This window comes from Alteromonas sp. 38 (genome assembly GCF_902506055.1).
Classification (GTDB): domain Bacteria; phylum Pseudomonadota; class Gammaproteobacteria; order Enterobacterales; family Alteromonadaceae; genus Alteromonas; species Alteromonas lipotrueae.
The window spans coordinates 1479169-1505419 of sequence record NZ_LR733300.1 but is presented as its reverse complement, the minus strand read 5'-3'; the positions used below and the strand labels follow the sequence as shown (position 1 = coordinate 1505419).

Here is a 26251-nt window from a genome sequence, read left to right as displayed (position 1 = left end):
TTGAGCCCAAGCATAAAGCGCCTTTCTTATTAAATTAAAGCGGCCAGTTAATAGCAGTTTCTTTCTCAGAAAGCGCCCACAACCGAGTTAACGCGTCTTTCTGCACAACAAATGATTCAAGCTTCCCCTCACCTACCGGGCCACCAAAATTCATTAGCCCCGTTGGGCCATAATAAGCACACTCTTTTAAGTTTTCTTCGGTGGCACACATTACCTCTGGGTACGCGCCCTTTTCAGCCGTTTGCGCCAGGCCGATCTTAACCATAAATGCCCACGAAATTCGGGTCATTAAACTTGCGCTTTCCCTGATAAGAGAAGTATTAGAAGCCCCAGGGTGACAAACGTATACCTTCACATTTTTTCCAGCCGCTTTGATTTTGTCCTGAAGTTCATAGGCAAACATCATTTGAGCTAGCTTACTTTGGCTGTACACTTTATTTGGATGGTAGTTCTTATCCCAATTCATATCATCGAATTGAATGGCTCTTAATCCCATTTTGTGGCCTTCACTAGACACCACTACAATTCTGCCTTTTGATGCTTCAATTCTTTCAAAGAGCAAACCACATAATAAAAAATGACCGTAATGGTTTACCCCTAACTGACTTTCAAACCCATCGACAGTTAGCTGTTGTGTGGAGATTTGAGCAATTGCACCATTACACATAAGCGCATCGATTTTAGGCACCTTTTCTAGTATTTCTTGCGACGCGCGCCTTACTGACGCCAATTCCGCTAAATCTAATTGTATAAAGCTGACTTTAGCTTCATCACCAAACTCGGTTTGTAGCTTGGCGATGGCAGCTTCTGATTTACTAAGGTTACGATTTAGCATTACCACGCTCCCCCCTTTCGACAACAAGATTCGCGTAGCCTGAAACCCCGCCCCACTATTTGCGCCAGTGATTAGAAACGTTTTTCCCGAAAGAGACCCCAAACGCTCGGGAGTCCAACCTTTAGGGCCAAATGGGTTATTCGTCGCCATAAAATTACCTGCCAATGTTGATTATTCAGTCACCGCCTTGCTTGTGGTAACCCGTGTTAGTCTTTGTTACGTGCTTTAAATTCAAACCGCACAATAAAGTGCATTATAGTGCTTGAAAGCTAGATTTATCAGGCGTAATAATCGCTAAAAAATGCCTATTTGTATCAATAAATTCATTTTTAGGTTTGCTTACAGTAAGGGGATTACTATTGCGGAATTTAAGATTTATTAGACAAAAATAACTTTGCAAAAATACTGTTTATTTATACAGGCTCATATTCAGTTGCATAAGTCCGATTTATTACGGAATTTTTCCGCCTTTCTTGTGGTGTGCTTTAGGGGTTATAAATAATGACTTGCCAATCAGGAGCTTAAAAAATAGACTGGGACAATAAATCAATGAAATATGGAAATTTTCCACCTTGCATAAAGGATTTTTTCCGTACACTAAATTGTTAGAAGGCGTCAGCCTAAACTGCATTTGGCTTAATACAAATATCAGTTCAACAGCCCTCACCTGTTGTTCGCAACATCGCTCTGGCTTTAGGTGCTTTTAACTTCGCCGCTTTAAATTCAAAGGTTATCGGAACGCTTTTCTTTGTTCCAATAGCGGGCACAGAGACTCAGTGGCTTCGTTTTGAAAAGGCCTAACAAATGCATCAAGCGGATTTTGGCAAGAGCGGCCAAAACCGCTTATGCAAAGTGTTAGGCATACACATATGAAACTTAGAGTTCTCGTATCTTTTTTTATTTTTACTAGCTTGAGTTTTTTAGTTGGGTGTCGTGATCAATCAGTAGAATTTCAATCAGCATGTTTCAATAATGAACCGAATCCGAAAAAGGTTGGTGTGTGGATGTACCAGGCTGGAAGTTGGCAAGATGGGAGAAAAGAGAGTTCTGAGTGGTTTGCGCTAGGATACGAATCTGGTGCAGCAACACTACAACGAGAGGAATTGCTATATTGCTTTTTCGTTTTTGGAGATCTTGCCGACGAGATGAGTATTTGTAAAAACGGAGAGTTAAATATTCTGAGTGCAACTGATACAGAACTAAAAGGCAATTATAATCTAAAGTTAGAAAGTGGGTTAGAGCTTAGAGGTGTTTTTAATGCTAGTTACTGTGCGCCTGAATGATAGCGATGCCTAACAAGAAAATTGAAGCGGACATTGCCAAGAGCGGGCAACGCCGCTTAATTTGGTGTTATGCACCTAGGAGACATCGGAAGTGATTTCACACATTACGTTAGGAACTAACGATCTTAATAAAGCTATTGAGTTTTATGACCAAATTCTTGGTCTAATCGGTGCAAAGCAAGTAGCAAAAACAGAAGACGTTGTGTTTTATGCATTTCCAGGCTCTGATACAAAGTTATCCATTACTAAACCACACAATAAAGAAAATGCAACATTCGGTAACGGAACTATGTTGGCTCTCAAAGTTAACAGTAATGAACTTGTTAAGAAGGTCTATCAGCTAGCAATCAGCTTAGGCTCGACTTGCGAAGGCAAGCCTGGCCCTCGAAATGATAATGCTTATTATGCTTGTTACATTAGGGATTTGGATAATAATAAAATCGCTATTTTTCATAGAGATAACAGTGTAAGTGCATAACAAACCACTCAAGGTACTCGCGCTGCTCGCTGGAGAGTTCCCCCTATACGCGGGGCGGCTTCGCCATTATGCCCCACGTATCTGCGCCCCTTAGCTTAAAGTTAGGTGCTACAAGTATGCTCAAACGTATGTTTGATTATTTTAAACTCAAACCTAAAGTACAAAGTGAAATTTCAAACTTTGTTTTTATTGGTATCATACTGGGCATCTTTCCATCGTTTAGCTTTATTGCGTTTGTGACAAAAGAGTTCGGACTTTCACCTGAGATGAATTTACATCAGGTTGAAAGTGGTGGGTTAATAATGACTGGACTTATATTTTTACTTATAGCCACCATGATATTGTTTATACTCTTGGGAGCTATCATTCATGCTGTATATCTAGGGAAGATGCGAATAAGTCCCAGATGTGAGATCATAGCAGTATAGTAAATCGCAACGACCAACACCCATGAGCCAACAGTTAACTTTTGCCGACAGTGAGTTTTCCAGCAAGCGGCGTCAGACCCGTAAACCATTCCGTCAATAAGGATGACGTTAGCCGGTTCAACAGGCTATGAGCCAACAAGATGGTGGCAGAGATACTAGTGAGTTAGGACGTTTGGCTAGACGCTTTAAAAGCAAGTGAATGACGATATTACTCATAATGTGAGCCATCGCCATCCTGCTAGAAAGGCCTGCCTTACTGACAATGAGACTCTTATCAGGATGACTAGAATTGAACACAGTTTACTATTCTGAAAACAATTCAAAGATCAAATTCCGAAACCAGACATTGCCCGTGTCCTGATGATAACGGCGATGCCAAAACATATTGATTTGCGCTGGAGGAATATCGACAGGATGGGCTTTCACGATTAAATTCAGATTTTCGGCCGTTTGTAGACCCAGCTTTTCGGTCACGGTGGCAATAAGATCGGTTTTTGCCACAATGTAAGGTGCCGAAATAAAGTGCGGGAGTTTCAATTTACTGACTCGTAATACTCCACTTTTTGCTAATAATTTCTCCACCCTACCATGTCCTGTATCTTGAGCCTCTATTATAATGTGCTCTGATTTAGAGAAGTCTTCTAAGCTTAACTTACCCATCGCACAAGGGTGTCCTTCTCGCATCAAACAAACATAATCTTGATCGAATAAACGACGCTGATAAAAACCCGCTTCCAGTTGTGGTAACAGTCCAATAGCCAGATCCACACTGCCTGTTTCTAGCTCTTCTTTTAGGGAGTGTCCTTGGTCTCTTACCGTGCTGACCGAAATATTAGGGGCGTGCTCAGCAAGGTAGGCCATCAGACGCGGCAACATATAAATCTCCCCTAAATCCGTCATATTGATGCAGAAAGATCGGTCACTCGACAAAGGATCAAAACGCTCCTGATAATTTAATCCGTCTTGCAATGTACTCAACGAATAGCCAATAGATTCCGCAATACTATCTGCAAATGGCGTAGGTCTCATACCTCGCGCCGTCCTTTCAAATAACTCGTCATGCAAGGCCAGCCTTAGCCTCGCAAGCGCATTACTAACCGCAGGTTGTGTCAATCCTAGGTGCTCTGCTACCAAACCAGTTTTCCGTTCTCGGTACATTAGTTGAAAAACAACCAGCAAATTTAAATCAATATCTTGTAGTCGAATCATGGTAGAGATCTCACTGATGTGAATAATTATTATTAGGATTATTTTATATCTGAATATTTCAATAACTTCTATAGTCAATTCCATGCAAAAGCATCGCACATAAATCAAACAATAATAAGAGACCTTTTCACGTCATCACAGTAGCCGTATAAAGATCTCAATAAATAAGAGCGACCATGGAAATACTCATTAAACCTGTCAATAAAACGATCAGTGCCTCACAAGGCAGCACCTTGCTAGAAGCGTTTTTGGAAAATGACATTGCCATTTCCTATAGCTGCCTCTCAGGTCGATGTGGAACCTGCCGCTGTAAAGTTATTGAAGGTTCAGTGAACGGACCAGCGGCTGCAGAAGGACGTTTAGCACAACATGGCCAATTCGTTTTAGCCTGTCAAAGCCGTGTTGAAACGGATTCGATTATTGAAATCCCAGAACCTGATGAAATCGTTACACACCCAACAAAGACGATAAAAGCGGAAATAGTTTCTTTCGATATATTATCGAAAGATGTACGTAGATTAAGACTCAAAACCAACAAAACCTTCGAGTTTTCTCCCGGTCAATTCGCCAACCTAACCTTTTGGCGTGAAGACGGTACTCGATCTTACTCTATGGCAGGCACAACGGACGATGATTCGTTAGAGTTCCACATTCGTCTTGTGCCAAATGGTCGAGTGACATCCAAGCTCGATGAACAAATCAAGATTGGCGAATCCATCAAACTCAATGGCCCACTTGGAGCCTCTTATCTTAGACGTAAAAATACCGACCCTATGTTGTGTATTGCTACCGGGACAGGGCTTGCACCTATCCTTTCAATTGTCCGAGGCGCACTAGAATCTGGAATGCAAAATAACATTCAACTGGTGTTTGGCGCGCGCACTGAAGAAGACTTATACGGCTTGGATTATTTGGAAAAATTGGCCTCTGAATACGCCAACTTCCAGTACCTAATTGCCTTAGATCATACAAAACCCAATAGTCCACATTTTCGAGGTCTGGTAATCGAGGCCATCACAGAACGTTTTCCAGAACTTAAAAATTGGCGCATTTATTTAGCGGGAGCACCAGCCATGGTGGAAGCCGCCTCTTTGGTTTGCAGCAAACGCGGAGCCGATATCGATCGTATATATGCCGATGCCTTTTACCCTAGCGGGGTTTAACAGCATTTATCTAATTTTTTGACATAAAAGTAAGGCCTTTACAGGAAACCAGTCATTTCTTTTTAAGGCCAATATTCAACCCATAATAAAGACCAAAAGGGCGAATAAAATGAGTCATGAAAATCCTATTCCAATGGCACCTGTTTGGGAGCATGAAGACACCAGTCGAATTCCCTTTTGGGCTTATACAGACGAAGACATACACAAGCAGGAGCTTGAGAAACTCTTTTATAAAAAACATTGGTGTTATGTCGGATTAGAAGCCGAAATTCCACAACCTGGCGACTTCAAACGCACGGTTATTGGCGAACGTTCCGTCATTATGGTCCGTCATGAAGATAACAGTATTTATGTGGTTGAAAACGTTTGCGCCCATCGGGGCATGCGTTTTTGTCGAGAAAAACATGGCCATGTCAAAAGCTTTACCTGCCCTTATCACCAATGGAATTACGACCTAGAAGGCAAGCTGCAAGGGGTTCCTTTCCGCCGAGGTGTCAAACAAGATGGCAAAGCAAAAGGCGGCATGCCTAAAGATTTCAAAACATCTGATCATGGCTTAACCAAACTATTAGTCGCAACGCGCGGCGGTGTTGTTTTCGCCAGTTTTGACCAAAATGTTGAGTCATTTGAAGATTTTCTTGGCCCCACTATGTTGTCCTACTTTGATCGGATGTTTAATGGTCGCAAGCTCACCTTGTTGGGTTACAACAAACAACGTATTCCAGGCAATTGGAAACTGATGCAGGAAAACATCAAAGACCCTTACCACCCAGGTTTACTGCATACCTGGTTTGTCACTTTTGGCTTATGGCGTGCAGATAACCGCTCTGAGTTAAAAATGGATGAACATTTTCGCCATGCCGCGATGATCTCAACACGAGGCTCAGGCGGTAAAGACACACAAACCACGAATGTTTCCAGTTTTAAAGAGTCCATGCAGCTCAATGACCCTAGCTTCTTAGATGTCGAAGTCGAGCCATGGTGGGATGGCCCGACCGCCGTCATGATGACCCTCTTCCCAAGCGTCATTCTGCAACAGCAGGTTAACAGTGTCAGTACCCGTCATATTCAACCAAACGGCCATGGTTCATTCGACTTTGTTTGGACGCATTTTGGCTACGAAGACGATACCCCCGACATGACCGAGCGTCGTTTGCGCCAAGCGAACCTGTTTGGCCCTGCGGGCTTTGTTTCGGCGGATGACGGTGAAGTTATTGAGTTTTCTCAACAGGGTTTTGAGCAGAAACCTTTCCATCGTTCACTGGCAGAACTGGGCGGGAAAGAAATAGAAGAAACCGATCATATGGTCTCTGAAACCTTAATCCGAGGCATGTACGCCTACTGGCGCAAAGTGATGGGAGTATGACAATGAAAGCCGACAACTACCTAAAACTGACTCAATTTTACCAAAATTACGCCGCTATGGTTGATCAAGAAAATTGGGACGCATGGCTCGACATGTTTAGCGAAGATTGCCTTTACAAGGTTCAAGCCAGAGAAAACTATGAACGCAACTTGCCCATGGCCGCGTTATCACTCACCAGTAAAGGCATGCTGAAAGACCGTATTTACGGTATCACAGAAACCATATTTCACGACCCTTACCACCAGCTGCATCTGGTTTCATCGCCTCTGATATTAAGTGAATCAGATGACGGCATCATTGAATCACAAGCTAATTACACGGTTTTTCGAACCAAGAATAATGGCATTGCTGAAGTCTATAACGTCGGTCGTTATCTGGATCATTTACGCCTAACGGAACAAGGTATTCAGATCAAATCTCGACTCTGCATTTTTGACAACGAGATGATTCTTAATTCTTTGATTTACCCAATTTAATACTCGAAAAAAGAGGTTTTCCATGAGTGACAACTGGATAGAGACCATCAGCATTGACGATGTTCCTGAAGACGATGTCATTGGCGTTACGGTCAATGGTCATCAAATCGCGCTGTATAAAGTCGAGGATGAAATCTTTGCGACAGACAATGTCTGCACACACGGGCATGCCCTATTAAGCGATGGATTTTTAGAAGACGGACAAATCGAATGCCCGCTTCATCAAGGGAGATTCTGTATAAAAACGGGAAAAGCCATGAGCGAACCCTTGACTGAGGATATCAAAGCGTACGCAACTCGAATGGAAGACGGGCAGGTTTTCCTAAAGTTTAGATAAGGTTAATACCTCGTTCGTAGAACCATCGCGAATCACTTAGCCAGCAAACAATAACTATAAATAACCTGGAGAGAACAATGAAAAAAACAATATTATCGCTGATCACTGCGAGCGTTATTACACTAGTCTCTAGCAATATATCGGCACAAATTTTGTCGATCGCGTCACCACCACAAGGTTCTATTTGGAACACCATGAGTAACGGCATAGCCAATGTTGCGCGCTCTAAAGCCAATATCAATTTGGTTGTTCAACCCTATAGTGGTAATCGCGCTATGATGGATGCCGTTAACCAAGGCTTAGCCGAGTTTGCTATTAATGATATCAATGACGCCATTGTCGCGGTACAGGGAAAGGCAGATTATAAAGGTAAACAACGTCGTCATTTAAAAGTAGCACTGCGCATTAGCCCTCAGCCGATTGGCATTTTTGTCAAAAAGCAATCCAAAATTGACCGCATCGAAGACCTAAAAGGGAAACGAGTCGCTTCGGGGTGGAATGCATTTCCGATTGGCCGCCCGCACATGGGAGCCATGCTGGCGACTGGCGGTTTAACTTGGGAAGATGTAAAAAAAGTTCCTGTCCCTGACCTAATCCGTGCCGCAGACAATCTTTCATCAGGCCGACTGGACGCCACTTATTTTGCCATTGGTGGACCAAAAGTAGCGGAAGTAGATGCTTCCGTAGGCGGTGTGAAATTCTTACCGGTTAACACAGATCCAGCAGCACGCGATGCCATTCTTAAAGTACGTCCAGCCTTTTATTTTTCCGAAGTAAAACCAGCGCCACATCTAGTTGGCATAGACCAACCAATCCAAATGCTGACTTGGGATAACGTTCTAATCGTTAACGATAAAGTATCTGACGAAGATGTTTATCACATGGTAAAAGCCATTCTCGAGAACAAAGACACTTTAATCAAAATATTCCCAGGTTTTAAAGCACTCGCAGTTAATACCGTGAATAAAAACTATCCGGGGATTCAATATCATCCTGGTGCCATTCGTTACTTATCTGATCAAAAAAACAGCATCAAAACCGTCACCTAATTCGACCCAATCATAGGAAAAAACCATGCAGTTATATAACTTTTTTAACAGTTCAACCTCCTACCGAGTGCGAATTGCACTCGCCTTGAAAGGACTAAGCTACGAGCATCATGGCGTCAACATTCGTATTGGTGAGCAAGCAACCGAGAGCCATATAAAACTCAATCCAGCAAAGGGCGTCCCTGTGCTGATTACGGATGACGGCCAAACACTCACACAATCCATGGCTATTTTGGACTATTTAGAACTCACCTACCCTGACTCGCCGTTACTGCCTAAAGACTCATTAGAACGGGCAAGGGTTTTAGAAATCTGTCACATGATTGCAAGCGACATGCATCCGGTTAATAACCTTCGCATCCTAGGCTATCTCAAGCAGCAACTAGAGGTTACGGATGAACAAAAAACGGTGTGGTATCAACACTGGATTCAAGAAGGGTTCGAAGCACTGGAAAGCCGTTTAAACGAATACGGCTATGGTGATTATTGTTTTGGCGATCAGGCCACATTGGCAGATTGTTGCTTAGTCCCACAAGTGGCCAATGCTCTGCGTTTCGGCTGTGATTTGTCGGCCTTTACGAAAGTCTTAAGCATTTATGAGCACTGCCAACAAAACACGGCTTTTCAACAAGCCGCGCCCAACCAACAGCCCGATTTCATCGTTTAATTTTGTGAAATTGAAAAATAAATAATAAGGAGTTTCCCATGCAATCATTAGGTACTCTTGAGGATTTACCTCAATCCTACCGCGATAAATTAATCGATTTAAACCTGGTGCCACTCTGGCCCAATATGCGTGCCGTTTTGCCTCATAAGGTCCCGAGCCGTAAAACCCAAACGTTAAATTGGCAATTTGACACACTTCGTCCTCTGTTAATCGAAGCAGGGGATTTAACGCCGATGGAAAAAGCCGAACGTCGCGTATTGGTGCTGGCTAATCCAGGACACGGGCTAACCAACATGCAAGCCACTCCCAGTATTTATATGGGGTTGCAGTTAATATTACCGGGCGAAACCGCCCCCAATCACCGCCATACACCCAACGCCGTACGCATTATCATTGAAGGCGAAGGGGCAACCACCATTGTCGACGGCGAGCCTTGCATCATGGAACGAGGTGACTTGATTCTGACGCCATCTGGAAAATGGCACGAGCACCAGCACGACGGCGACGGACCGATTATTTGGTTAGACATACTCGATCTGCCTTTGATGTATCAACTAGAAGGCTCTTGGGCAATTGAGGGAAAAACTCAGACCAAGGTGCTTGAACGGGATAAATCCTTTGCCGAATACAGCGCCGCAGGCGTGGTGCCTGAATTGGATTTTAAAAGAGAGAATACGGATTCGCCGATGCTGCGCTACCCATGGACAAGAACACGGGCTTGTTTGATGGAAATGGCTCAGCACTACAGTGACAGTCCAATCCGCATCGCTTATGTCAATCCAGAAAACGGAGCCAGCTTATTCCCCAGCATTGGCTTTGGCGCCATGATGCTACGCCCTAACGAAACCCTATCTTTGCCTAAACGCACAAGCGCCTGTGTTTTCCATATTGTCGAGGGTCAAGGCACTCTACAAGTGGATTCAAACGACGCTTTGCAATGGACAGAAAAGGACACGCTCAGCGCGCCCGGTTACAGCGAGGTAACGCTCAGCAACACCTCTGCAACTGAGCCTGCGTTCATTATCACTGCCGACGAAGCGCCACTACATCGTTACCTCGGTATTTTTTAACCCTTATCAATACAGCATTTATAAAAGGAAAAACATGACAAATAAACTCGTATTCCCCGCTAAAGAAACCATTTTGGCGCCCATTGAAGGCTCTGATAGCCTGTTTCCTATCCATCGTATTTTTTGTGTGGGACGAAATTACCATGCTCATGCGGCGGAAATGGGTGCCACCGTTGATAAAAGTGTACAAAGTCCTTTTTACTTTATTAAGGATGCCAGTACTTACGTGGCAACAGGGGCAAGCATTGATTACCCACCCCAAACAGACAACTACCATTATGAAATGGAATTTGTCGTTGCGATTGGTGAAGAAGGCTTCAATGTCAGTGAAGAGAAAGCCGAAAACATCATTTTCGGCTACGCATGCGGTTTGGACATGACCCGTCGAGATCTCCAGTTAAACGCGAGAGAAACAGGCCGTCCTTGGGATCTGGGTAAAGACTTTGAAGAGTCTGCGATTCTGGCCCCCATTGTGCCAATAGGTAAAACAGGTGTGTTAAATGACGGCAAAATCGAATTGGCCGTGAATGGTGACACCAAACAATCTTCGGATATAAATTTGTTAATCTGGAACGTGCGTGAAATTATCGCCGACTTGTCCAAATTTTACCATCTACAACCCGGCGATTTGATTTACACTGGTACGCCAGATGGCGTTGGGCCTGTCGTTTCTGGAGACAAAATAAGCGGAAGTATCGAAGGTATCGGCGATATTCAGCTAACCATCCGTTAATCCCCCCGTCAAAACATCATCAATAAAAGCTCCTAAATTAATGAAACATAGGGAGCTTTTTCTTAAGTGCTGAAAAACGACCATGACGGGGTAGTTTGGACATTCCCTCTTAATTTTTCAATTATCTCTGTAGCCCCTATCAGACTTGACATGCAGAGGACTGTCAATTTTCAATAATTTGATGTGATGGCCTATACTCTCAGTATTTGGGCAAAAATGTCTTTTGAAAAACGACTGAGCATCCTTTACCAATCCGAAATAGACGATCTTTACGGTATTCCCGCGCTTGATGACGAACAAAGACGTCAATATTTCTCGCTGAATAGTATTGAAGGAGATGCAGCTACTCGCATCCGCAATATTTCACATCGATGTTTCTTTGTTGCCTTACTGGGCTACTTCAAAATCAAACCCATCTGTTTAAATGCGTCATTTGGTGATACTGAATCCGATCTTCGTTTTATCGCAAGTGAACATTATGATAAGACAACTTTAAAACGTTTCACGGTGAGTCCTGCGCAAATCTCGCGGTTCTATAAGCGTATATTTGAACTGCTTAACCATCATGAATGGAATAAATCATGGCAATCCCGATTATCCGCGCATGCCAATGAAATTGCGGTTACGTGTATAGAGCCAAGATATTTATTTGATGCATAAATTTGCGCGGTTCCTTCCCTAAAACTGGTTTGTAAAACTGCCTATCCCACTTTTCAATGTCTTGAATAGTGGTATGAAGACCGCCATCACCAACCCAAAAAACGTTAGCCATGTTGTTGATGTATTCACCTGACAGACTAGCGGAAAAAGAAGATAAGAGCGTAATTCTTGCTGAAAATCAGCACGAAGAGGCTGGTATTACGTTGACATCACGGGAGCGTCCATATATGTCTCGATAGTAGCTCGCAGATACTGACAAACCTGAGTTCTGGGTAAGTAATGCCTATCTGTCATCGTAATGTGGTTGCAAAGTAGAATAACCCAAGGCAAAGTTATATTCACAATAAAATCAATTTAGAAGCCGTAGAATGATGGAAAACAAATCGGCTTTTTTCAGCCTCGATAAATTGCTGTACGTTGATTGCCGCAAATGGCTATTATTTAAAAACTATTAACAGGGGTGAATAAATAGCAGGTTCTGGCCTATTTATCGCACCAATAATCTGCTGAGATAGAGCGCCGTAGTATGCTTAATATCAATTTCCGTTTCTCTCAAGCGCTCGTGATGTTGACGTGTTTGATGTCTTTAGTAGGCTGCATGATGACGTCAAAAGATCCACAGCCAAGTGTCGTATCGTTTGGGCAATCGCATGAAAAAGCGCTGAGTGTCGCCACAAATATTTTACCTAAGTTGCATATTCGCAACGGGCGCAGCGTTTTCTTCGTGGATAATAAGCCTTTTTTGATGCTTTGCGCTCAGACAAATAATTCCAGTAATTATGTGGCCGCACTGCCATCAGTGTGGGAGAGTGTCGAGGCGTTGGGTGCCAATACACTGCAAATCCCCGTTTCATGGGAGCAGATTGAGCCGATTGAAGGTGAATTTGATTTCTCGTTTCTCGATACGTTATTAGAACAGGCACGAACACGAAATGTACGTGTTGTTCCTTTGTGGTTCGGTGCTTTTAAAAATACTTCTCCAAGTTATACTCCTCCTTGGGTTAAGCTAGACAATCAGCGTTTTCCTCGAATGATACGACCTGACGGGGATAATCACTATGCGCTCTCGCCGCACAGTCAGGAATTATTTATGGCTGAACGCAAAGCATTTACGGCGTTTATGCGGCATTTGAAAAAGTATGATCGTCAACACACGGTAATCATGGTGCAAGTAGAAAACGAGGTCGGTGTATATGGCCTCGTTCGCGATCATTCAGCGTTGGCAAATTCAGTGTTTGAAGCGCCGGTTCCGCCTGAACTTTCGAAAAATTTAGGCCTTAAAAACGGTATTTGGCGCGATGCTTTTGGTAAAGACGCCGAAGAAATGTTCACGGCTTATGCGTTTGCTCGTTACGTAGGCCGACTCGCTGAGGCTGGGCGGGAAGTTCTGAATTTACCGATGTATACCAATGCGGCGCTTCGTCATCCCACGGCCAAGCAATCACCGGGGCAATACGCCACTGGTGGGCCAACGTTTAACGTTCTCGACGTGTGGAAGGTAGGCGCCCCTGCAATAGACATGCTAACCCCGGATATCTATTTACCCAAATCTCATGACTACAATGCAGTATTAGACCAGTATGCACGGATTGATAACCCGCTTTTTGTTTCTGAAACGGGAACTCACGATGCCTATCCTCGTTACTTTTTCGAAGTTTTGGGTCGCGGTGCCATAGGCTTCTCACCTTTTGGTATCGATGATGCTGACTACAAAGTTCACCCTAATGATATAACGGGGTTTAAACCTGACGATATCGAAGGGTTTGCGGCAAACTACGCCCTGATCAAAAATGCTGCCAGTGAGTGGTCACGTCTGGGTTTTGAGAACGGTATCTGGGGTGCAGCACGCGGAGATAACAACGGTTCTCGTCATTTTAATCTTGGGAGTTGGCTTGCCGAGGTTAGCTTCGATGAGTGGCCATTCGGTTATCGGGCCTGGTCCGCGTCAAATGCAACAGGACTCAAGCAGCCGAATGAGTTCAAAAATGCCGGTGTCCTTATCGCAAAAATGGATGAGAACGTATTTTTAGTGACCGGGAAAAATGCCCGAATTGAATTTAAGAAAAACAACGAAACACTACCAAACCAACAAGCGATCTTTGTGTCCGTTGAAGAAGTTGAATTTACAGACGCAGAGTGGCTTTTTCAGCGAATGTGGAACGGCGATCAAACGGACTACGGAATCAACTTTACCGATCTGAACAAGACCTTTCGAATTACGCTGGGGAGCTATAATTCGAAAAGTGCTCAACGTTCAAAACCTAAGTCTTATTAAATGCGAATATTGATTGACCCTGTGACCAAATGAAGTAAACATCCACTCGAACGAATATTTGTAAAGACATATATCCGCTTGCGGAGTTATAGAAAAAGGAGAGTCGACAGATGGAGTTAAAGTCAATAGAAGATATCAAAGCTCTTAATTAATATGTAAAGATAGAGCAAATTCAAAGAATCGAAAAGAAGTATCATCGACTTGGTTTAGTGCCATATATAACTTTTGGTACGCTATTGGTTTATTTTATTTTTCTTAGCACTTCCGTTTATTGTAAATCAGTCGAAATTCCTCGTAGCGAAACTGTCAGTTTAATTGAAAAATCAACATCTAGAGTTTATCCGCTGTTTATCAAAACGCCACGTTCTTACTCGCCAAATACTGACAAAACATACCCTGTTATTTATTTGACTGATGCCCCATACGCTTTTCAGTTGGCGTCTTGGGCTACACGGTTTCCAATGAGCTCTGGCGCTATGAAAAAGGCTATAATTGTTGGTATATCATATTCAAAAGGTGAGTAGAAGTAAAACTAACGCTACCCTTCGTTACAGCTGGCTTTTAGGTTGGTTAGATGTTCATTGCTAAGATGGTTTAAGCATTTTGGTTAATAGGACAGTTGTCATTGTTTGATCTTTTCAAGCCTTTGGTACAGCAATTTTGGAATTCGAGCGCAAGCTGCCCTAGCATGACAGGATTTATTTCTTAGTATCTTATTTTGCTTTTGTCTACGCCCCAAAGTTGAAGTCGCGCTGAACCAGTTTCTCATGCTTGCAGTCGTCACAAACTACACGCAAAAAGCCATGCTCAAGCCGACCACACCTAAGAAACTCTTCAAACTCTTTTTCCACATGGTGTGGTAACGACTTTCCTTGATGTCCAAGCTGCTTCAGAAATTCTGGATAGTGATGTTCGACCAATTGATACAGTATTGTCTGCTCTGGACGATGTCGTTTAAAGGTATGAGAGTGAGTTGCTAGCAATGGCATCCTTGCCATGAATTGGCATCAAAGTGTGTCAATGAATTTCATGTAAATCTACTGATCAATAGGGTGGGAAATGCATTGCGCCAAGGTCCGCTCAACGCACATATTACTGCCGTTCTAATACAAACGTGTGATCGGACGCAACTGGCAAATTTCTGAATTTCGGGTTAGGTAAAAATAGCCTATACCTTAACCCTAAATTGAAACCGCTAAATAATGCCTTTTATTGATGTAGTTAAGTGGCGACGTTTCTCAGTATCGTTTAATGACGCTTGTCCATTGCCGAATATATTGATGCACTGTAACTTCAATTATTCATTGCAGTGTAAAGTCTGATCGATTCAAGTAACCAGATTCATATGTAGTACAATGCCGTCTAAATCAAACGTTTTAAAGGGGCGCCAATGTTAGACGATCAAGAAAATAAAACTGAACAGCCAATTCAAACTATTAGCGACCTTGCAAAATACGTTGATTATTCGTTTCTAGGCAGCCTGGTTGTGGATCCGCACGCGCAAGAAGACGGCAATGAGCATAACCCAAGGCAGGTATTCTCTGGCCATTATGTACCGGTAACGCCCACCCCTATTGAAAACCCCATGTACGTTGTTCATAGCCAAACGTTCTTCGAAGAATTAGGGTTTAATAATAGCCTTGCCCACACGCCTGAATTTATGCGCTTATTTTCTGGCGACATGTCTTCCCTTCCCGCCGAAATAAGGCCTTATGGGTGGGCTACCGGCTACGCTTTGTCAATTTATGGCACCGAATATATTCAGCAATGCCCATTTTCAACGGGCAATGGGTACGGAGATGGACGAGCTCTTTCAGTACTAGAAATTGTTACTAATGGAAAGCGCTTTGAAATGCAGTTAAAGGGCGCAGGAAGAACACCCTACTGCCGAGGTGCAGACGGCAGAGCGGTATTGCGCTCCAGTGTGCGAGAGTTTTTAGTACAAGAGCATATGCACGCATTGGGTATCCCTACTTCTCGCTCTCTCAGTTTATTTATGTCTCAATCTGAAACTGTCGACAGACCTTGGTATTTAGAGGGCTCTAACTCTCAAGACCCAGAAGTCGTGGTGCCAAACCTTGTGGCCATCTCAACTCGCGTTGCTCCTTCTTTTATTCGCGTGGGTCAGCTAGAACTTTTTGGAAGACGGGCAAGAAGCAACGAACACCCTACTGCTTTAAATGAGCTTCAGCTTCTGGCAGCACATTTGATTGAACGTGAGTATAAAGGTGATATCGATACAGCCCAACCATTTGAAGCTCAGCTTGTTGCCCTTGCTACTGCCTTTCAAGACCGACTCACATCACTTGTGGCGCATTGGATTCGAGTAGGTTACTGCCAAGGAAACTTCAATAGCGACAACTGCGCGGCAGGAGGCTATACACTAGATTACGGCCCCTTTGGATTTTGTGAGTTGTTCGACCCGGCTTACCAACCATGGACTGGTGGAGGACGTCATTTCTCGTTTTTAAACCAGCCTGTAGCGGCAGAAAAAAACTTTGATATGTTCTGTCGTGCCATCGAGCCCTTGCTCACCAATGCACCAGCTGAACTAGAAGCATTACGTGATGTGAACAGCAATTTTGCCTCGGCCATGCAAGAAAAGATGGACAACATGTGGGCCGCAAAACTCGGGCTTAACGCTTACGATAATGAGCTGCTGCTTCAACTATTACACTTAATGATGCGCACTGGTGTGGACTATAACCACTTTTTCAGAGAGCTATCTAACCATCCTAAGGATGTTGAAGCACTAAAAACAAGTTTTTATACTGAGCTTAAAGAAAGCTTGGTTTTTGAATGGAATGAGTGGCTAAAAAGTTGGCGAGCTCAACTTGAAAAGTCGGGTGATATTAACGAAAGCGTTAAGAAAATGAAGCTTACCAACCCTAAGTTTACATGGCGTGAATGGTTAGTGGTGCCGGCGTATAAAGACGCGGAAGTTGGCAATTTTGATCGCATTCACGCGCTACAAGACGTGCTTACTAAACCCTACGAAGAACAATCAGCGCAAACACAAAGCCATTATTACCGTTTGCGCCCTCCAGAATATTTTAACGCTGGCGGTATTTCCCACTACAGTTGTTCTTCGTAGAAGGTTAGCCCTTTATTAGGGCTAGCCGTTACAGTAAAGCTAGAAACTATAACGAGCAGTTACTTTGCTTCAACAAAGCGCGTTTCTAAATAGCCAATAATCGCTTTAGAGTCATATAACCACTCAACGCTATCTTTATTTTCTATTCGAAGACATGGCGTTTGAATTTTTCCGCCACCTTGTAACAACTCCTCTCTATACGGCGACCCCTCTGATACGTTTCGCTTTTGAATAGGCACATTGTATTTGTACATTGCTCGGCGAGTTTTAATGCAGAAAGGGCAACCAAAGAACTGGTATAAAGCCAAATTTTGGCTTTCTTCAGCCACCTGCACTTGTTTTTCTGGCGAACGTTTTAGTTTAGTGCCACGGGTAATGACATCTATAAAAGCAATGATGGCCCCGAGTAGGTTGCGAATAAGGGTTATAAAGAATTTCATTTTACGGCTCTACTAACGAATGATGAAATAAAAACGTGATTGTACTACTTGATGCCGCCCTTTGATAATTAAGATCATGAAATTTATTCATGTATCGATTGTGTAAATCTGCTTATTCAAAAGACTTTTAATTTTGGTGTATCGATAAGCTGAGTTTGAAACATATTATACCTGCACAACTTACGTCTTTAGATCTTACGCCTTCACGACTAACAAGCTAAACACCAAACAACACGCAGACAGGTGAATAGTAAAAAGGTAGAAAACCTGTGTTAATCTGTAACTGAAGTACAAAGCGATGTTCAAACACAAAGAGAAATTATGAAAAAGCGGTATTGGCTACTTTGTTCGTTACCTCTAGTAGGTTGCTCTACTATCCCACCCGAATTAGGTGTCAGCGGCGAAACCCTAAAAGATTGCCCTATTACTCCTAACTGCCATAGCAGTATGGATAAAAACGCTCAAGATATAGCACCTATTTTATTTAAAGGCTCAAGGGCGCAAGCGAAAGAGAAATTAGTGGGCATTATTAATTCGCTACCTCGAACCACAATAGTTGAGGAGCAAGATAACTACCTAAGAGTAGAATTCAGGTCGCACTTAATTGGTTTTGTTGATGATGTTGAATTTTTGCTTTCACAAAAAGCTGGTGATAGAACGCAGATTGACTTTAGATCGGCATCGCGGCTGGGCATTTCTGATCTTGGCGTAAACAAAGCGCGAATGAAAAAGATTAAAGTTTTGTTCGCACAGTGATACTGAAAACTTTAAAACCCAAATAACTGAGGTTTTTTATGTTTAAAACGAGTGAGGTTTTTATTTCTTAAAGTGTTTACCAATCATAGAATTACAAACACAAAAAAGCCCCGCTCTTCGCAAGGAAAACGGGGCTTTTTTTATTTGGCGGAGAGAGAGGGATTCGAACCCTCGTTAGGTTTAACCCTAAACACACTTTCCAGGCGTGCGCCTTCAGCCACTCAGCCACCTCTCCAAACTTTGTGCTATTTGCGGTGAACGCAAACAACGAAATACTGCTTGGTAATTACCTTACGCGCGGACAATTCACCTTAAGCGCGCGTATAGTAGGTAAAGCGAGTGTCTTAATCAAGACGTTGCGCGAAAAAACACGCTAACTGCTGAATTATTACTCGCCTTTGCCTTATTAAGCGTTACAGGCCGCCTTTCGCTTTCAATTCTTCCGAGAAGTTGAGCATACGGTCGAGTGGGATTAAAGCGCCCTCACGCAGGCTGTCGTCAACGAAAATCTCATGCCCTTCATACGTAGCACCTAATGAGGCTTTTATCGCCTCAAGGCCGTTCATGGCCATCCATGGGCAATGAGCACAGCTCTTACACGTTGCGCCGTTTCCACCAGTAGGGGCTTCAATAAACGTTTTGTTTGGCGTGAGTTGCTGCATTTTATAAAAAATGCCTTTATCGGTTGCCACGATGAAGGTGTCGTTAGCCATAGTTTGCGACGCTTTAATCAGTTGGCTAGTTGAGCCTACTGCGTCAGCCATGTCTACCACACTAGCGGGTGATTCAGGGTGAACCAATACTGCCGCGTTAGGATACAGCGCTTTCATATCAGCCAGCTTCTGCGCTGAGAACTCATCATGAACAATACATTCGCCCTGCCACATCAACATTTCTGCGCCAGTTTGTTTGGCAATGTACGAACCTAGGTGGCGGTCAGGCCCCCAGATGATTTTTTTACCTTGGCTATCTAGGTGCTCAACAATCTCTAGCGCAATACTTGATGTAACCACCCAATCAGCTCTGGCTTTCACGGCAGCCGAAGTATTCGCATAAACCACGACCGTGTGATCGGGGTGAGCATCACAAAACGCACTAAACTCTTCAATGGGGCAACCTATGTCTAAGGAGCAGGTTGCTTCCAGTGTAGGCATAAGTACTGTTTTTTCTGGGCTGAGTATTTTTGCTGTTTCACCCATGAAGCGAACGCCCGCTACGATTAACGTTTGCTCTGCGGCATCACGACCAAAGCGCGCCATTTCTAAAGAATCAGCAACACAACCACCGGTCTCCTCCGCTAATGCCTGAATTTCAGGATCGGTATAGTAATGCGCAACCAACACAGCATTTCGCTGTTTAAGCAAAGATTTAATCTCAGCTTTAAGCGATGCTCTACGGGCATCTGATAATGGCTGCGGTTTAGCGGGAAAAGGATACTCTACCTGTTCCACTCGAAAGGCTACTGACATTGACCTACATCTCGGTTGTGACAAGGGCGTGGATTATACCCAACTGTCATAAAAAATACATACTACTTAGTTAAGGATGATTGACCAATTTTCAACCATACCATCCTAAAAAATTGAATTACAGATAGAATAAATGCTAGTAAGGAACTAACGCAAAGCGGCAACCACATTTTTTCGGAATTGTTAGCAGAAGATAGCCTGACAGCGCTAAGTTTATTTTACTTTGATATTGTGTTCTGGAGCAGCCTTAGCACAGACCCGTAATAGGTAGAAGGCATTTTCTGGAGATGACGCTTTGGGGTTGATATTTGTAGTAAAGAAAGCGTGGTAGAAAGCGCTTTAAGAAATGATGGTGGGTCGTGCTGGATTCGAACCAGCGACCAATTGATTAAAAGTCAACTGCTCTACCAGCTGAGCTAACGACCCATCAAATAACACATGTACTACTCACATATTCACACGTGAAGCGGTGAGCAAACAAGCTGTTGGTATTAGCTTGATTTAACTTCGCTTTCAAATGATGGTGGGTCGTGCTGGATTCGAACCAGCGACCAATTGATTAAAAGTCAACTGCTCTACCAGCTGAGCTAACGACCCGTCATTTGGAGCCAGGAGAAGAATTGGTGGGTCGTGCTGGATTCGAACCAGCGACCAATTGATTAAAAGTCAACTGCTCTACCAGCTGAGCTAACGACCCAATCTTTCCTGATGTTGCCTGTGTCTTGGCAACGGCGGCATATAATACTCAGATTTTTTTCTGACGCAACCCAAAAGGCATTTTTATTTTGATTTTTGTAGTAAAAAGCTTTCAACCGCTCAAAATCAACACAAATCGCGCATAATTCCTACCACAAAACCAGTACAAAACTTTTTTAAACCGACAAAATGCCACCGAGTTAAGTCTAAAAAAATGCGTGTTTTTTGGATTTTCCTTGAAAAATATACTCATAAGTATTGTTGATGGTTCAGTACAACAGAGGTATAAAATTTCAAAGGGGCGAAAAAAAACCTCTCATTAGGAGAGGTTTTTCATTATAGATTATTTAATCTAGATTCCGCTAACCGCTTTGCGGAAGAATTAGGGTATTCGCTTATAACTTGCTGAAAGAAATTTCGTGCCCCACTATTGTCGCCCGTGCGTTCGGCAATGACACCTAACTTTAATAATGCATCTGGACGCTTCACTGAATCAGAGAAGCGGTTTGATACGATATTAAATTGCTCAATAGCGTCATTCCATTGCTGTTTATTAAACAACAGCTGACCGAGCCAGTAGTGCGCATTCGGTGCATACTCGCTATTCGGAAACCGCTGTATGAATGACTGAAAAGCAGGAATTGCTTTATCGTACTCACGAGATTTCAGGATAAGATTAACAGCACTGTCGTACGCTTCGTCCTCCCCCTCTTGTGGGGATGATGAGCCTGTGGAGGGGGTAACCCCTGCAGAATTACCTAACGGGGCGCCAGCGCCACCAGCGTTAGCTAAACCGCCTTGTTTAAGTGCCTCAACACGCTTATCTATCTCAAGGTACAATTCACGCTGACGTTCAAGCACCTTTTCCAGCTCGTTGGTGTTAACTTCGACAGACCCTCGCAATTGGTCAACTTCGCTTTGCATGTTGTCCAATTGGGTTTGTAAGCGATGCTGCATTTCAGTTCTGCTTTTAACAATACGCTCTAAAACAGCAATACGCTGTTCTAGATTGCTGCCGCCATTGGCATCTACCACTGGCGCCTGTGCGAAGGCAGAACTTGAAATAGCAAAGGCGGCACACAAGGTAACGCCTGCTTTAATAGTGTTAATTGCTGTAAAAGCCATTATCGGTAAACAACCACTCCGCGGCGATTTTGCGCGAATGCATATTCAGTTGAACCCATTACCGCAGACTTCTCTTCACCGTATGAAACAACCGTAATTTGGCTGCTGCTTACACCCGCGTTCATTAGGTAAGTTTCAACAGACTGGGCACGACGCTCACCTAGTGCAATGTTGTACTCTGGTGTACCACGGCTATCAGTATGACCTTCGATGGTCACCTTCATGTTAGGGTTTTTCACCAAGAACGCTGCGTGTTTATCAAGTAAACGTTGAAATTCAGGCTTGATGCTAGCGCGGTCGAAATCGAAGTAAACCGTTTGTTCGTTTTTCAACGCTTCCATTTCTTGCTGAACCATTTCTTCTGAACGCTTCATGCGTTGAGCAGCTTCTGCTTCTACGCGTTGTGCTTCAGCTTGACGAGCATCTTGCTCTGCTTGTGCTTGTTCTTGTGCAAGACGGTTACGCTCAGCAGCTAGCTCTTCTTCGCTAGGGCCAGACGAACAGGCCATCATGGTCACCACTGGCAAGGCGATAATGAAGCTCTTCATTAATTTATTCATTTGCATCCTACTAATCCTTAAATGTTATTGTTTGATATTTCAATTGTTAGAACAAAAATGGTGACCAACTTGGCGATTTCACTTGCCCATCGGCTGCCGGTAATCTGGCTTTAAAGCGTCCATCAAGTGAAACAAGTGAAAGTACTTGTGTCCCTTCATGAAGGGTACTATAAATAATCATACTACCGTTAGGCGCTACACTGGGTGACTCATCCAAAAAGGTTCTTGTCAGTACCTGAGGAGAGCCGCCGTCTAATGCCTGCTTAGCAATATGGTAGTTTCCATTGGTTTGATTAACCACTACCATTTGCTTACCGTCGGGCGTTAATGTAGCACCCAAGTTCTGTTCGCCTACAAAAGTAACGCGTCTTACCTTTCTAGAATTTAAATTTACGCTATATATCTGGGGTTTACCACCCCGTTCAGAGCTAAAAATTAAACCACTACCGTCAGGTAGCCATGAAGGCTCTGTATCGATGGCACGGTTGCGCGTTACTCTGGTTAAATTTTTCGTCGCAAGATCCATAACATAGATCTCAGGGTTCCCATCTTTCGACAAAACCATTGCAAGTTGCTTGCCATCTGGTGAAAACGCTGGGCTTCCGTTAATTCCAGGGAAATCAGTAACCGTTGTACGTTTGCTTGTATATATATCCTGTATGAATATTTGAGGTCTACGGTTTTCAAAGCTTACATAAGCTAACTTTTCACCGTCTGGTGACCAAACCGGAGACATCAATGGTTCAGGTGACGACAACAGGCGCGTCTCGTTCTCGCCATCATAGTCTGAAATCACTAGCTGATATGGTTTCTCGTACGTATCTCTGTCACGTACAATAACATAAGCTATACGGGTTAAGAATGCACCGCGTACACCTGTCAATTTCTCATACACTACATCACTAATGCGGTGTGCGTATTGCCTAAAGTCTCTAGGGCTAATAATAGATTGGCGCGCCGCTATAACGTGTTCGTTACTTACGACTAACTCACCGTTTTTCAATACCTGAGACTGGCCACCGTCTAACTGCCCTTTTAGTACATCAACCAGTTGGTAAGAGACTAAATATCTATCGGTACCTTCAGGTTCAATACTTCCGACCAAAACCGTATCAACCCCAAGAGACGCCCACGCAGAGTAGTTAACCTCATCAGCGGTTTCAGGCATTTGGGGCATTTTACTTGTCGCAACGGGGCTAAATTTACCGCTACGCATCAGGTCAGCCATAATGACTTCAGAAATATCGCTAGGCAATGTGCCAGCACCTTTCCACTTAAACGGCACTACACCAATAGGTCGAGCACTGTTTATACCTTCGGTGATCACAATCTCTAACGTCGCGAATACCTTGGCACTAAATACCATCGCGATGGCGGCTATCCATAAACCTGTTTTTTTCATTGCACTACAGTTCCACTTTTAAGTTAATATCTTTTAATTGCTCATAGACGTCGGCCGCATCCGATACCGGCAGTTCTTCTGCACGGCGTACGGCACTTTCTGCTGCTCTGCACAAGGCGTCATGCCCGCCTAAGATACGTATGCTAGTCACATAACCTGTGGTAGCCAATTTGATATTCAATCTACATACCTTACCTTTAAAGCTGTCATCGTCGTACAAGTTACGTTTTATCGTTTGCTGAATTAATGCGGTATAGCGCTCTACTTCAGTCAGAACTTGTGCACGTCTTCGTTGCTGCTGAGCCGCTTGCTCTTGCGCAAGTTGCTCTTGCATAATTCTCTCCATCTCAGCATTTTCAGCAGCTTCTTTTTTCTTACGCTCTGCATCGGCTTTCGCTTTAGCTTCACGTTCTTTGCGCTGTTGCTCCTTTTGCGCAGCCAACTGTTCTAACTCTTTTTGACGTTTGAACTCGGCTTCTTCAGCTTGCTTCTTCTCTCTAGCTTGCTTAGCCTCTGCCGCCCTCTTACGCTTAGCTGCAGCAGCTTGCGCATCTTTCTTCTTTCTTTGCGCTTCTGCCTCTCTTGCCTGCGCTTGTGCCTGCGCTTGTTCTCTCTTGGTATCAGCGATGGCTTGAGCATCAATGAAGGTAGCTTCAATAACCGGCGCATTAGTGGCCATTGTAGGCAAGGGAGAAGGTGAAAAGCTGACGCTAATTAGCAACACTGCAGCCACAACAAGGTGCAGTGCGATAGATTTATAAATGCCAACAGAACTTGCAGTCATCAATAAACCTACTCTGGCTCAACGGGGTCTGTCATTAAACCTACAGAAGGCACACCCGCGCCTTGCAATAACACCATAAGTTGAATGACCTCATTATAAGCAACTTGCCCATCTCCTTTTACTACCACGGGAGTATTAGGATCTTTTTGTAGCTGAGCTTGTACCAAGGCTGCTAAGTCTTCTTGTGCCAGTGGCGACTCTTGGTCGTCTCCCACGTTAAGAAAGTAGCGGCCTTTAACGTCTACTGACGCAATAATAGGTGGATTATCTTCTTGCTCAATTGGGTTCGCACTTGCTTTAGGTAAATCAACTTTAACCCCTTGCGAAATAAGCGGAGCCGTTACCATAAAGATAATCAGTAGTACCAACATCACATCGATGTAAGGTACTACATTAATTTCAGAAACCGGCCTACGGCGCTTTCTTACATACATAATAATTCCTCTCTCACCAGTGAGTTAAGCTCGCATCAATGTTCGCATTTACGCTTGCGGCTGCTGAGCTTGACCAGATACTGCCTGACGGTGAAGAATGGCAGAAAACTCTTCCATAAAGTTACCGTAGCTGTTTTCCAATTTCTCAACTTGGTGACTGAAACGGTTATACGCAATAACCGCAGGAATGGCCGCAAATAAGCCGATAGCCGTTGCAATAAGGGCTTCCGCAATACCTGGCGCTACCATGGCAAGGGTGGCTTGCTGTACTTCACCTAAAGCGATAAAGGCGTTCATGATCCCCCACACCGTACCAAATAGGCCTATATACGGACTAATAGAACCGGCCGTTGCTAGAAACGGAAGACGACTTTCTAATTCTTCCACTTGGCGAGACATAGTTACCCGCATTGAGCGGTAAGTACCATCAACAATAGCATTGGTGCCTGAATTCGATTTGCGCAAGCGGACGAACTCTTTAAAGCCAGCACAAAAGATAGTGCCAATACCCGATAAGTTAGGGCGAGCAGATAGCTCTTGATAGAGTCGATTTAAATCAGCACCCGACCAAAACTTGTCTTCAAACTGACGCATCTCTTCTCGTGCACTTGAAAGCGCCTTACTACGCTGAAAGATAAATGTCCAAGACGCAACTGAAACGCCTAATAAAAGCAACATAACAAGTTGAACAATAAAGCTGGCCTGCAAAAATAGGCCGATAAAAGTAAGATCAGATGACACGCGTTATTTCCCCTAACAATGTACGTGGTAGTCGTCTGGGCTTCATCGTCTCCAGACTGACACAAGCAACTTGAATATCGGCAGATACTAAAGTTACATCTTGTTTATTTCTAATGGTTTGTTGAAACGTCATACTCGCTCCTTTCAATTCTACAACCTGCGTTTCAATACTCAACAGGTCATTAAACCGAGCAGGCGCATAGTTATGCATTTCAACGCGTTTGACGACAAAAGCCACTGATTGTTCCATTAATCTATCTTGTTCGAAGCCAAGGGCTCTAAGCCACTCGGTTCTTGCCCTCTCCATAAACTTGAGGTAGTTGGCATAATATACAATGCCCCCCGCATCAGTATCTTCGTAATACACTCTTACTTGGTGTAAATGCATAAATATTCTTTCACCGTCAATAAAATTAATCGTTAACCTTGGTTATTTATCGTATTACAGACTTACAAAAACGATAATATTCACCCTACACACCCCATTTTCAGAAGAATTTAATGATAAAATGATAAACCATTAACACCACTGCAACACATTAGTTTTTCTAAGGCTAAAAAACAATTTTACTCAATTGTAAGAATTCAAACTAAGCCTATAATACGCAGCATCAGTTCTACAGAGCGTAATGGTGTATCACACGGTTATGCAAGAGTTTTTCTCCTGTTAGATATGAGTTCCCTGGATTTATTTCCTTTAACACTTGTTGTTTTGGCCCGT

At 43.5% G+C, this 26251-nt stretch carries 26 protein-coding genes, 4 tRNA genes and 1 pseudogene; 15 read left to right on the top strand and 16 right to left on the bottom strand.

From position 1 onward, the window contains the following. Positions 1-34: 34 nt before the first annotated feature. The gene (locus FLAVO9R_RS06455) at positions 35-985 is read right to left on the bottom strand and encodes an SDR family oxidoreductase (RefSeq protein ID WP_159529785.1); all 951 of its coding nucleotides are present in this window, start codon (positions 983-985) and stop codon (positions 35-37) included. Positions 986-1704: 719 nt separating this feature from the next. Between FLAVO9R_RS06455 and FLAVO9R_RS06450 the strand changes: the two genes are divergently transcribed. The 3 genes from FLAVO9R_RS06450 (at position 1705) to FLAVO9R_RS06440 (ending at position 3024) form a co-directional block, all read left to right on the top strand. Further along, positions 1705-2118 carry a hypothetical protein gene (locus FLAVO9R_RS06450; protein ID WP_159529783.1) on the top strand — a complete coding sequence of 138 codons (414 nt, stop codon included), beginning with the start codon at positions 1705-1707 and terminating at the stop codon, positions 2116-2118. Between the two features lie 91 nt (positions 2119-2209). Continuing rightward, a complete protein-coding gene (locus FLAVO9R_RS06445) occupies positions 2210-2596 on the top strand; it encodes a VOC family protein (RefSeq protein WP_159529781.1) in 387 nt (128 codons plus the stop codon). 116 nt (positions 2597-2712) lie between these two features. Then, the gene (locus FLAVO9R_RS06440) at positions 2713-3024 is read left to right on the top strand and encodes a hypothetical protein (protein WP_159529779.1); all 312 of its coding nucleotides are present in this window, start codon (positions 2713-2715) and stop codon (positions 3022-3024) included. Between the two features lie 303 nt (positions 3025-3327). Here the strand turns inward: FLAVO9R_RS06440 and FLAVO9R_RS06435 are convergent, their stop codons facing one another. After that, a complete protein-coding gene (locus FLAVO9R_RS06435) occupies positions 3328-4233 on the bottom strand; it encodes a LysR family transcriptional regulator (protein ID WP_159529777.1) in 906 nt (301 codons plus the stop codon). A gap of 176 nt (positions 4234-4409) precedes the next feature. On the opposite strand from FLAVO9R_RS06435, the gene FLAVO9R_RS06430 reads away from it, so the two are divergent. The 10 genes from FLAVO9R_RS06430 (at position 4410) to FLAVO9R_RS06385 (ending at position 14029) form a co-directional block, all read left to right on the top strand. Continuing rightward, a complete protein-coding gene (locus tag FLAVO9R_RS06430; RefSeq protein ID WP_159529775.1) occupies positions 4410-5396 on the top strand; it encodes a 2Fe-2S iron-sulfur cluster-binding protein in 987 nt (328 codons plus the stop codon). A 109-nt stretch (positions 5397-5505) separates the two neighbouring features. Then, positions 5506-6762, top strand: coding sequence for an aromatic ring-hydroxylating dioxygenase subunit alpha (locus FLAVO9R_RS06425; RefSeq protein ID WP_159529774.1), 1257 nt, complete (start codon positions 5506-5508; stop codon positions 6760-6762). Beyond that, positions 6759-7238 (top strand): aromatic-ring-hydroxylating dioxygenase subunit beta, encoded by a 480-nt coding sequence (locus FLAVO9R_RS06420; RefSeq protein ID WP_232370594.1) that lies wholly within the window; start codon positions 6759-6761, stop codon positions 7236-7238. Before FLAVO9R_RS06425 ends, FLAVO9R_RS06420 begins: the two co-directional genes overlap by 4 nt. Before the next feature lie 22 nt (positions 7239-7260). Continuing rightward, on the top strand, positions 7261-7575 hold the full coding sequence (locus tag FLAVO9R_RS06415) for a non-heme iron oxygenase ferredoxin subunit (RefSeq protein ID WP_159529772.1): 315 nt from the start codon (positions 7261-7263) through the stop codon (positions 7573-7575). Positions 7576-7652: 77 nt separating this feature from the next. Further along, a complete protein-coding gene (locus FLAVO9R_RS06410) occupies positions 7653-8624 on the top strand; it encodes a TAXI family TRAP transporter solute-binding subunit (protein WP_159529770.1) in 972 nt (323 codons plus the stop codon). Positions 8625-8649: 25 nt separating this feature from the next. Beyond that, positions 8650-9291 carry a maleylacetoacetate isomerase gene (gene maiA / locus FLAVO9R_RS06405; RefSeq protein WP_159529768.1) on the top strand — a complete coding sequence of 214 codons (642 nt, stop codon included), beginning with the start codon at positions 8650-8652 and terminating at the stop codon, positions 9289-9291. Between the two features lie 38 nt (positions 9292-9329). Next, the gene (locus tag FLAVO9R_RS06400; protein WP_159529766.1) at positions 9330-10361 is read left to right on the top strand and encodes a cupin domain-containing protein; all 1032 of its coding nucleotides are present in this window, start codon (positions 9330-9332) and stop codon (positions 10359-10361) included. Between the two features lie 34 nt (positions 10362-10395). Further along, positions 10396-11094 (top strand): fumarylacetoacetate hydrolase family protein, encoded by a 699-nt coding sequence (locus FLAVO9R_RS06395; protein ID WP_159529764.1) that lies wholly within the window; start codon positions 10396-10398, stop codon positions 11092-11094. Between the two features lie 216 nt (positions 11095-11310). After that, positions 11311-11754, top strand: a complete 444-nt coding sequence (locus FLAVO9R_RS06390; RefSeq protein ID WP_159529762.1) for a DUF4158 domain-containing protein — start codon at positions 11311-11313, stop codon at positions 11752-11754. 598 nt (positions 11755-12352) lie between these two features. Then, on the top strand, positions 12353-14029 hold the full coding sequence (locus tag FLAVO9R_RS06385) for a DUF5597 domain-containing protein (protein WP_159529760.1): 1677 nt from the start codon (positions 12353-12355) through the stop codon (positions 14027-14029). Positions 14030-14784: 755 nt separating this feature from the next. Here the strand turns inward: FLAVO9R_RS06385 and FLAVO9R_RS06380 are convergent. Further along, positions 14785-15027 (bottom strand): annotated as a pseudogene (locus FLAVO9R_RS06380) (transposase zinc-binding domain-containing protein); the annotation flags it as partial. Positions 15028-15419: 392 nt separating this feature from the next. On the opposite strand from FLAVO9R_RS06380, the gene FLAVO9R_RS06375 reads away from it, so the two are divergent. Then, positions 15420-17123: a protein adenylyltransferase SelO family protein gene (locus FLAVO9R_RS06375; protein ID WP_159529758.1), complete on the top strand. Its 1704-nt coding sequence runs from the start codon at positions 15420-15422 to the stop codon at positions 17121-17123. Positions 17124-17182: 59 nt separating this feature from the next. Here the strand turns inward: FLAVO9R_RS06375 and FLAVO9R_RS06370 are convergent, their stop codons facing one another. Then, entirely contained in the window at positions 17183-17563 is a 381-nt protein-coding gene (locus FLAVO9R_RS06370; RefSeq protein ID WP_159529757.1) for a glutaredoxin domain-containing protein, read from the bottom strand. A 321-nt stretch (positions 17564-17884) separates the two neighbouring features. Between FLAVO9R_RS06370 and FLAVO9R_RS06365 the strand changes: the two genes are divergently transcribed. Then, entirely contained in the window at positions 17885-18319 is a 435-nt protein-coding gene (locus FLAVO9R_RS06365; RefSeq protein WP_159529755.1) for a DUF1499 domain-containing protein, read from the top strand. A gap of 145 nt (positions 18320-18464) precedes the next feature. On the opposite strand, the gene FLAVO9R_RS06360 is transcribed toward FLAVO9R_RS06365, so the two are convergent. The 12 genes from FLAVO9R_RS06360 to ybgC form a co-directional block, all read right to left on the bottom strand. Then, positions 18465-18554 (bottom strand) — tRNA-Ser (locus FLAVO9R_RS06360). 178 nt (positions 18555-18732) lie between these two features. Continuing rightward, entirely contained in the window at positions 18733-19788 is a 1056-nt protein-coding gene (nadA, locus tag FLAVO9R_RS06355) for a quinolinate synthase NadA (protein WP_159529753.1), read from the bottom strand. Positions 19789-20138: 350 nt separating this feature from the next. Further along, positions 20139-20214, bottom strand: a tRNA-Lys gene (locus FLAVO9R_RS06350). A 95-nt stretch (positions 20215-20309) separates the two neighbouring features. Then, positions 20310-20385 (bottom strand) — tRNA-Lys (locus FLAVO9R_RS06345). Positions 20386-20409: 24 nt separating this feature from the next. Further along, a tRNA-Lys gene (locus FLAVO9R_RS06340) sits at positions 20410-20485 on the bottom strand. A 335-nt stretch (positions 20486-20820) separates the two neighbouring features. Next, positions 20821-21609, bottom strand: a complete 789-nt coding sequence (gene ybgF, locus FLAVO9R_RS06335; RefSeq protein ID WP_159529751.1) for a tol-pal system protein YbgF — start codon at positions 21607-21609, stop codon at positions 20821-20823. Beyond that, positions 21609-22175 carry a peptidoglycan-associated lipoprotein Pal gene (gene pal, locus FLAVO9R_RS06330; RefSeq protein ID WP_159529749.1) on the bottom strand — a complete coding sequence of 189 codons (567 nt, stop codon included), beginning with the start codon at positions 22173-22175 and terminating at the stop codon, positions 21609-21611. The genes ybgF and pal overlap by 1 nt, the downstream gene beginning before the upstream one ends. A 40-nt stretch (positions 22176-22215) precedes the next feature. Then, a complete protein-coding gene (tolB, locus tag FLAVO9R_RS06325) occupies positions 22216-23571 on the bottom strand; it encodes a Tol-Pal system beta propeller repeat protein TolB (RefSeq protein ID WP_159529747.1) in 1356 nt (451 codons plus the stop codon). Between the two features lie 4 nt (positions 23572-23575). Beyond that, positions 23576-24355 carry a cell envelope integrity protein TolA gene (gene tolA, locus FLAVO9R_RS06320; protein WP_159529745.1) on the bottom strand — a complete coding sequence of 260 codons (780 nt, stop codon included), beginning with the start codon at positions 24353-24355 and terminating at the stop codon, positions 23576-23578. An 8-nt stretch (positions 24356-24363) separates the two neighbouring features. Beyond that, positions 24364-24789, bottom strand: a complete 426-nt coding sequence (gene tolR / locus FLAVO9R_RS06315) for a protein TolR (protein ID WP_057792958.1) — start codon at positions 24787-24789, stop codon at positions 24364-24366. A gap of 48 nt (positions 24790-24837) precedes the next feature. Further along, on the bottom strand, positions 24838-25530 hold the full coding sequence (gene tolQ, locus FLAVO9R_RS06310; RefSeq protein WP_159529743.1) for a protein TolQ: 693 nt from the start codon (positions 25528-25530) through the stop codon (positions 24838-24840). Then, complete coding sequence (ybgC, locus tag FLAVO9R_RS06305) at positions 25520-25918, bottom strand: tol-pal system-associated acyl-CoA thioesterase (protein ID WP_159529741.1); 399 nt, start codon at positions 25916-25918, stop codon at positions 25520-25522. The genes tolQ and ybgC overlap by 11 nt, the downstream gene beginning before the upstream one ends. Positions 25919-26251: the final 333 nt, after the last annotated feature.

Bases quoted from the DNA above. Each gene is read 5' to 3' on its own strand.
- FLAVO9R_RS06455 (WP_159529785.1), bottom strand. From the start codon at position 985: ATGGCGACGAATAACCCATTTGGCCCTAAAGGTTGGACTCCCGAGCGT.
- FLAVO9R_RS06450 (WP_159529783.1), top strand. From the start codon at position 1,705: ATGAAACTTAGAGTTCTCGTATCTTTTTTTATTTTTACTAGCTTGAGT.
- FLAVO9R_RS06440 (WP_159529779.1), top strand. From the start codon at position 2,713: ATGCTCAAACGTATGTTTGATTATTTTAAACTCAAACCTAAAGTACAA.
- FLAVO9R_RS06435 (WP_159529777.1), bottom strand. From the start codon at position 4,233: ATGATTCGACTACAAGATATTGATTTAAATTTGCTGGTTGTTTTTCAA.
- FLAVO9R_RS06430 (WP_159529775.1), top strand. From the start codon at position 4,410: ATGGAAATACTCATTAAACCTGTCAATAAAACGATCAGTGCCTCACAA.
- FLAVO9R_RS06425 (WP_159529774.1), top strand. From the start codon at position 5,506: ATGAGTCATGAAAATCCTATTCCAATGGCACCTGTTTGGGAGCATGAA.
- FLAVO9R_RS06420 (WP_232370594.1), top strand. From the start codon at position 6,759: ATGACAATGAAAGCCGACAACTACCTAAAACTGACTCAATTTTACCAA.
- FLAVO9R_RS06415 (WP_159529772.1), top strand. From the start codon at position 7,261: ATGAGTGACAACTGGATAGAGACCATCAGCATTGACGATGTTCCTGAA.
- FLAVO9R_RS06410 (WP_159529770.1), top strand. From the start codon at position 7,653: ATGAAAAAAACAATATTATCGCTGATCACTGCGAGCGTTATTACACTA.
- maiA (WP_159529768.1), top strand. From the start codon at position 8,650: ATGCAGTTATATAACTTTTTTAACAGTTCAACCTCCTACCGAGTGCGA.
- FLAVO9R_RS06400 (WP_159529766.1), top strand. From the start codon at position 9,330: ATGCAATCATTAGGTACTCTTGAGGATTTACCTCAATCCTACCGCGAT.
- FLAVO9R_RS06395 (WP_159529764.1), top strand. From the start codon at position 10,396: ATGACAAATAAACTCGTATTCCCCGCTAAAGAAACCATTTTGGCGCCC.
- FLAVO9R_RS06390 (WP_159529762.1), top strand. From the start codon at position 11,311: ATGTCTTTTGAAAAACGACTGAGCATCCTTTACCAATCCGAAATAGAC.
- FLAVO9R_RS06385 (WP_159529760.1), top strand. From the start codon at position 12,353: ATGATGACGTCAAAAGATCCACAGCCAAGTGTCGTATCGTTTGGGCAA.
- FLAVO9R_RS06375 (WP_159529758.1), top strand. From the start codon at position 15,420: ATGTTAGACGATCAAGAAAATAAAACTGAACAGCCAATTCAAACTATT.
- FLAVO9R_RS06370 (WP_159529757.1), bottom strand. From the start codon at position 17,563: ATGAAATTCTTTATAACCCTTATTCGCAACCTACTCGGGGCCATCATT.
- FLAVO9R_RS06365 (WP_159529755.1), top strand. From the start codon at position 17,885: ATGAAAAAGCGGTATTGGCTACTTTGTTCGTTACCTCTAGTAGGTTGC.
- nadA (WP_159529753.1), bottom strand. From the start codon at position 19,788: ATGTCAGTAGCCTTTCGAGTGGAACAGGTAGAGTATCCTTTTCCCGCT.
- ybgF (WP_159529751.1), bottom strand. From the start codon at position 21,609: ATGGCTTTTACAGCAATTAACACTATTAAAGCAGGCGTTACCTTGTGT.
- pal (WP_159529749.1), bottom strand. From the start codon at position 22,175: ATGCAAATGAATAAATTAATGAAGAGCTTCATTATCGCCTTGCCAGTG.
- tolB (WP_159529747.1), bottom strand. From the start codon at position 23,571: ATGAAAAAAACAGGTTTATGGATAGCCGCCATCGCGATGGTATTTAGT.
- tolA (WP_159529745.1), bottom strand. From the start codon at position 24,355: ATGACTGCAAGTTCTGTTGGCATTTATAAATCTATCGCACTGCACCTT.
- tolR (WP_057792958.1), bottom strand. From the start codon at position 24,789: ATGTATGTAAGAAAGCGCCGTAGGCCGGTTTCTGAAATTAATGTAGTA.
- ybgC (WP_159529741.1), bottom strand. From the start codon at position 25,918: ATGCATTTACACCAAGTAAGAGTGTATTACGAAGATACTGATGCGGGG.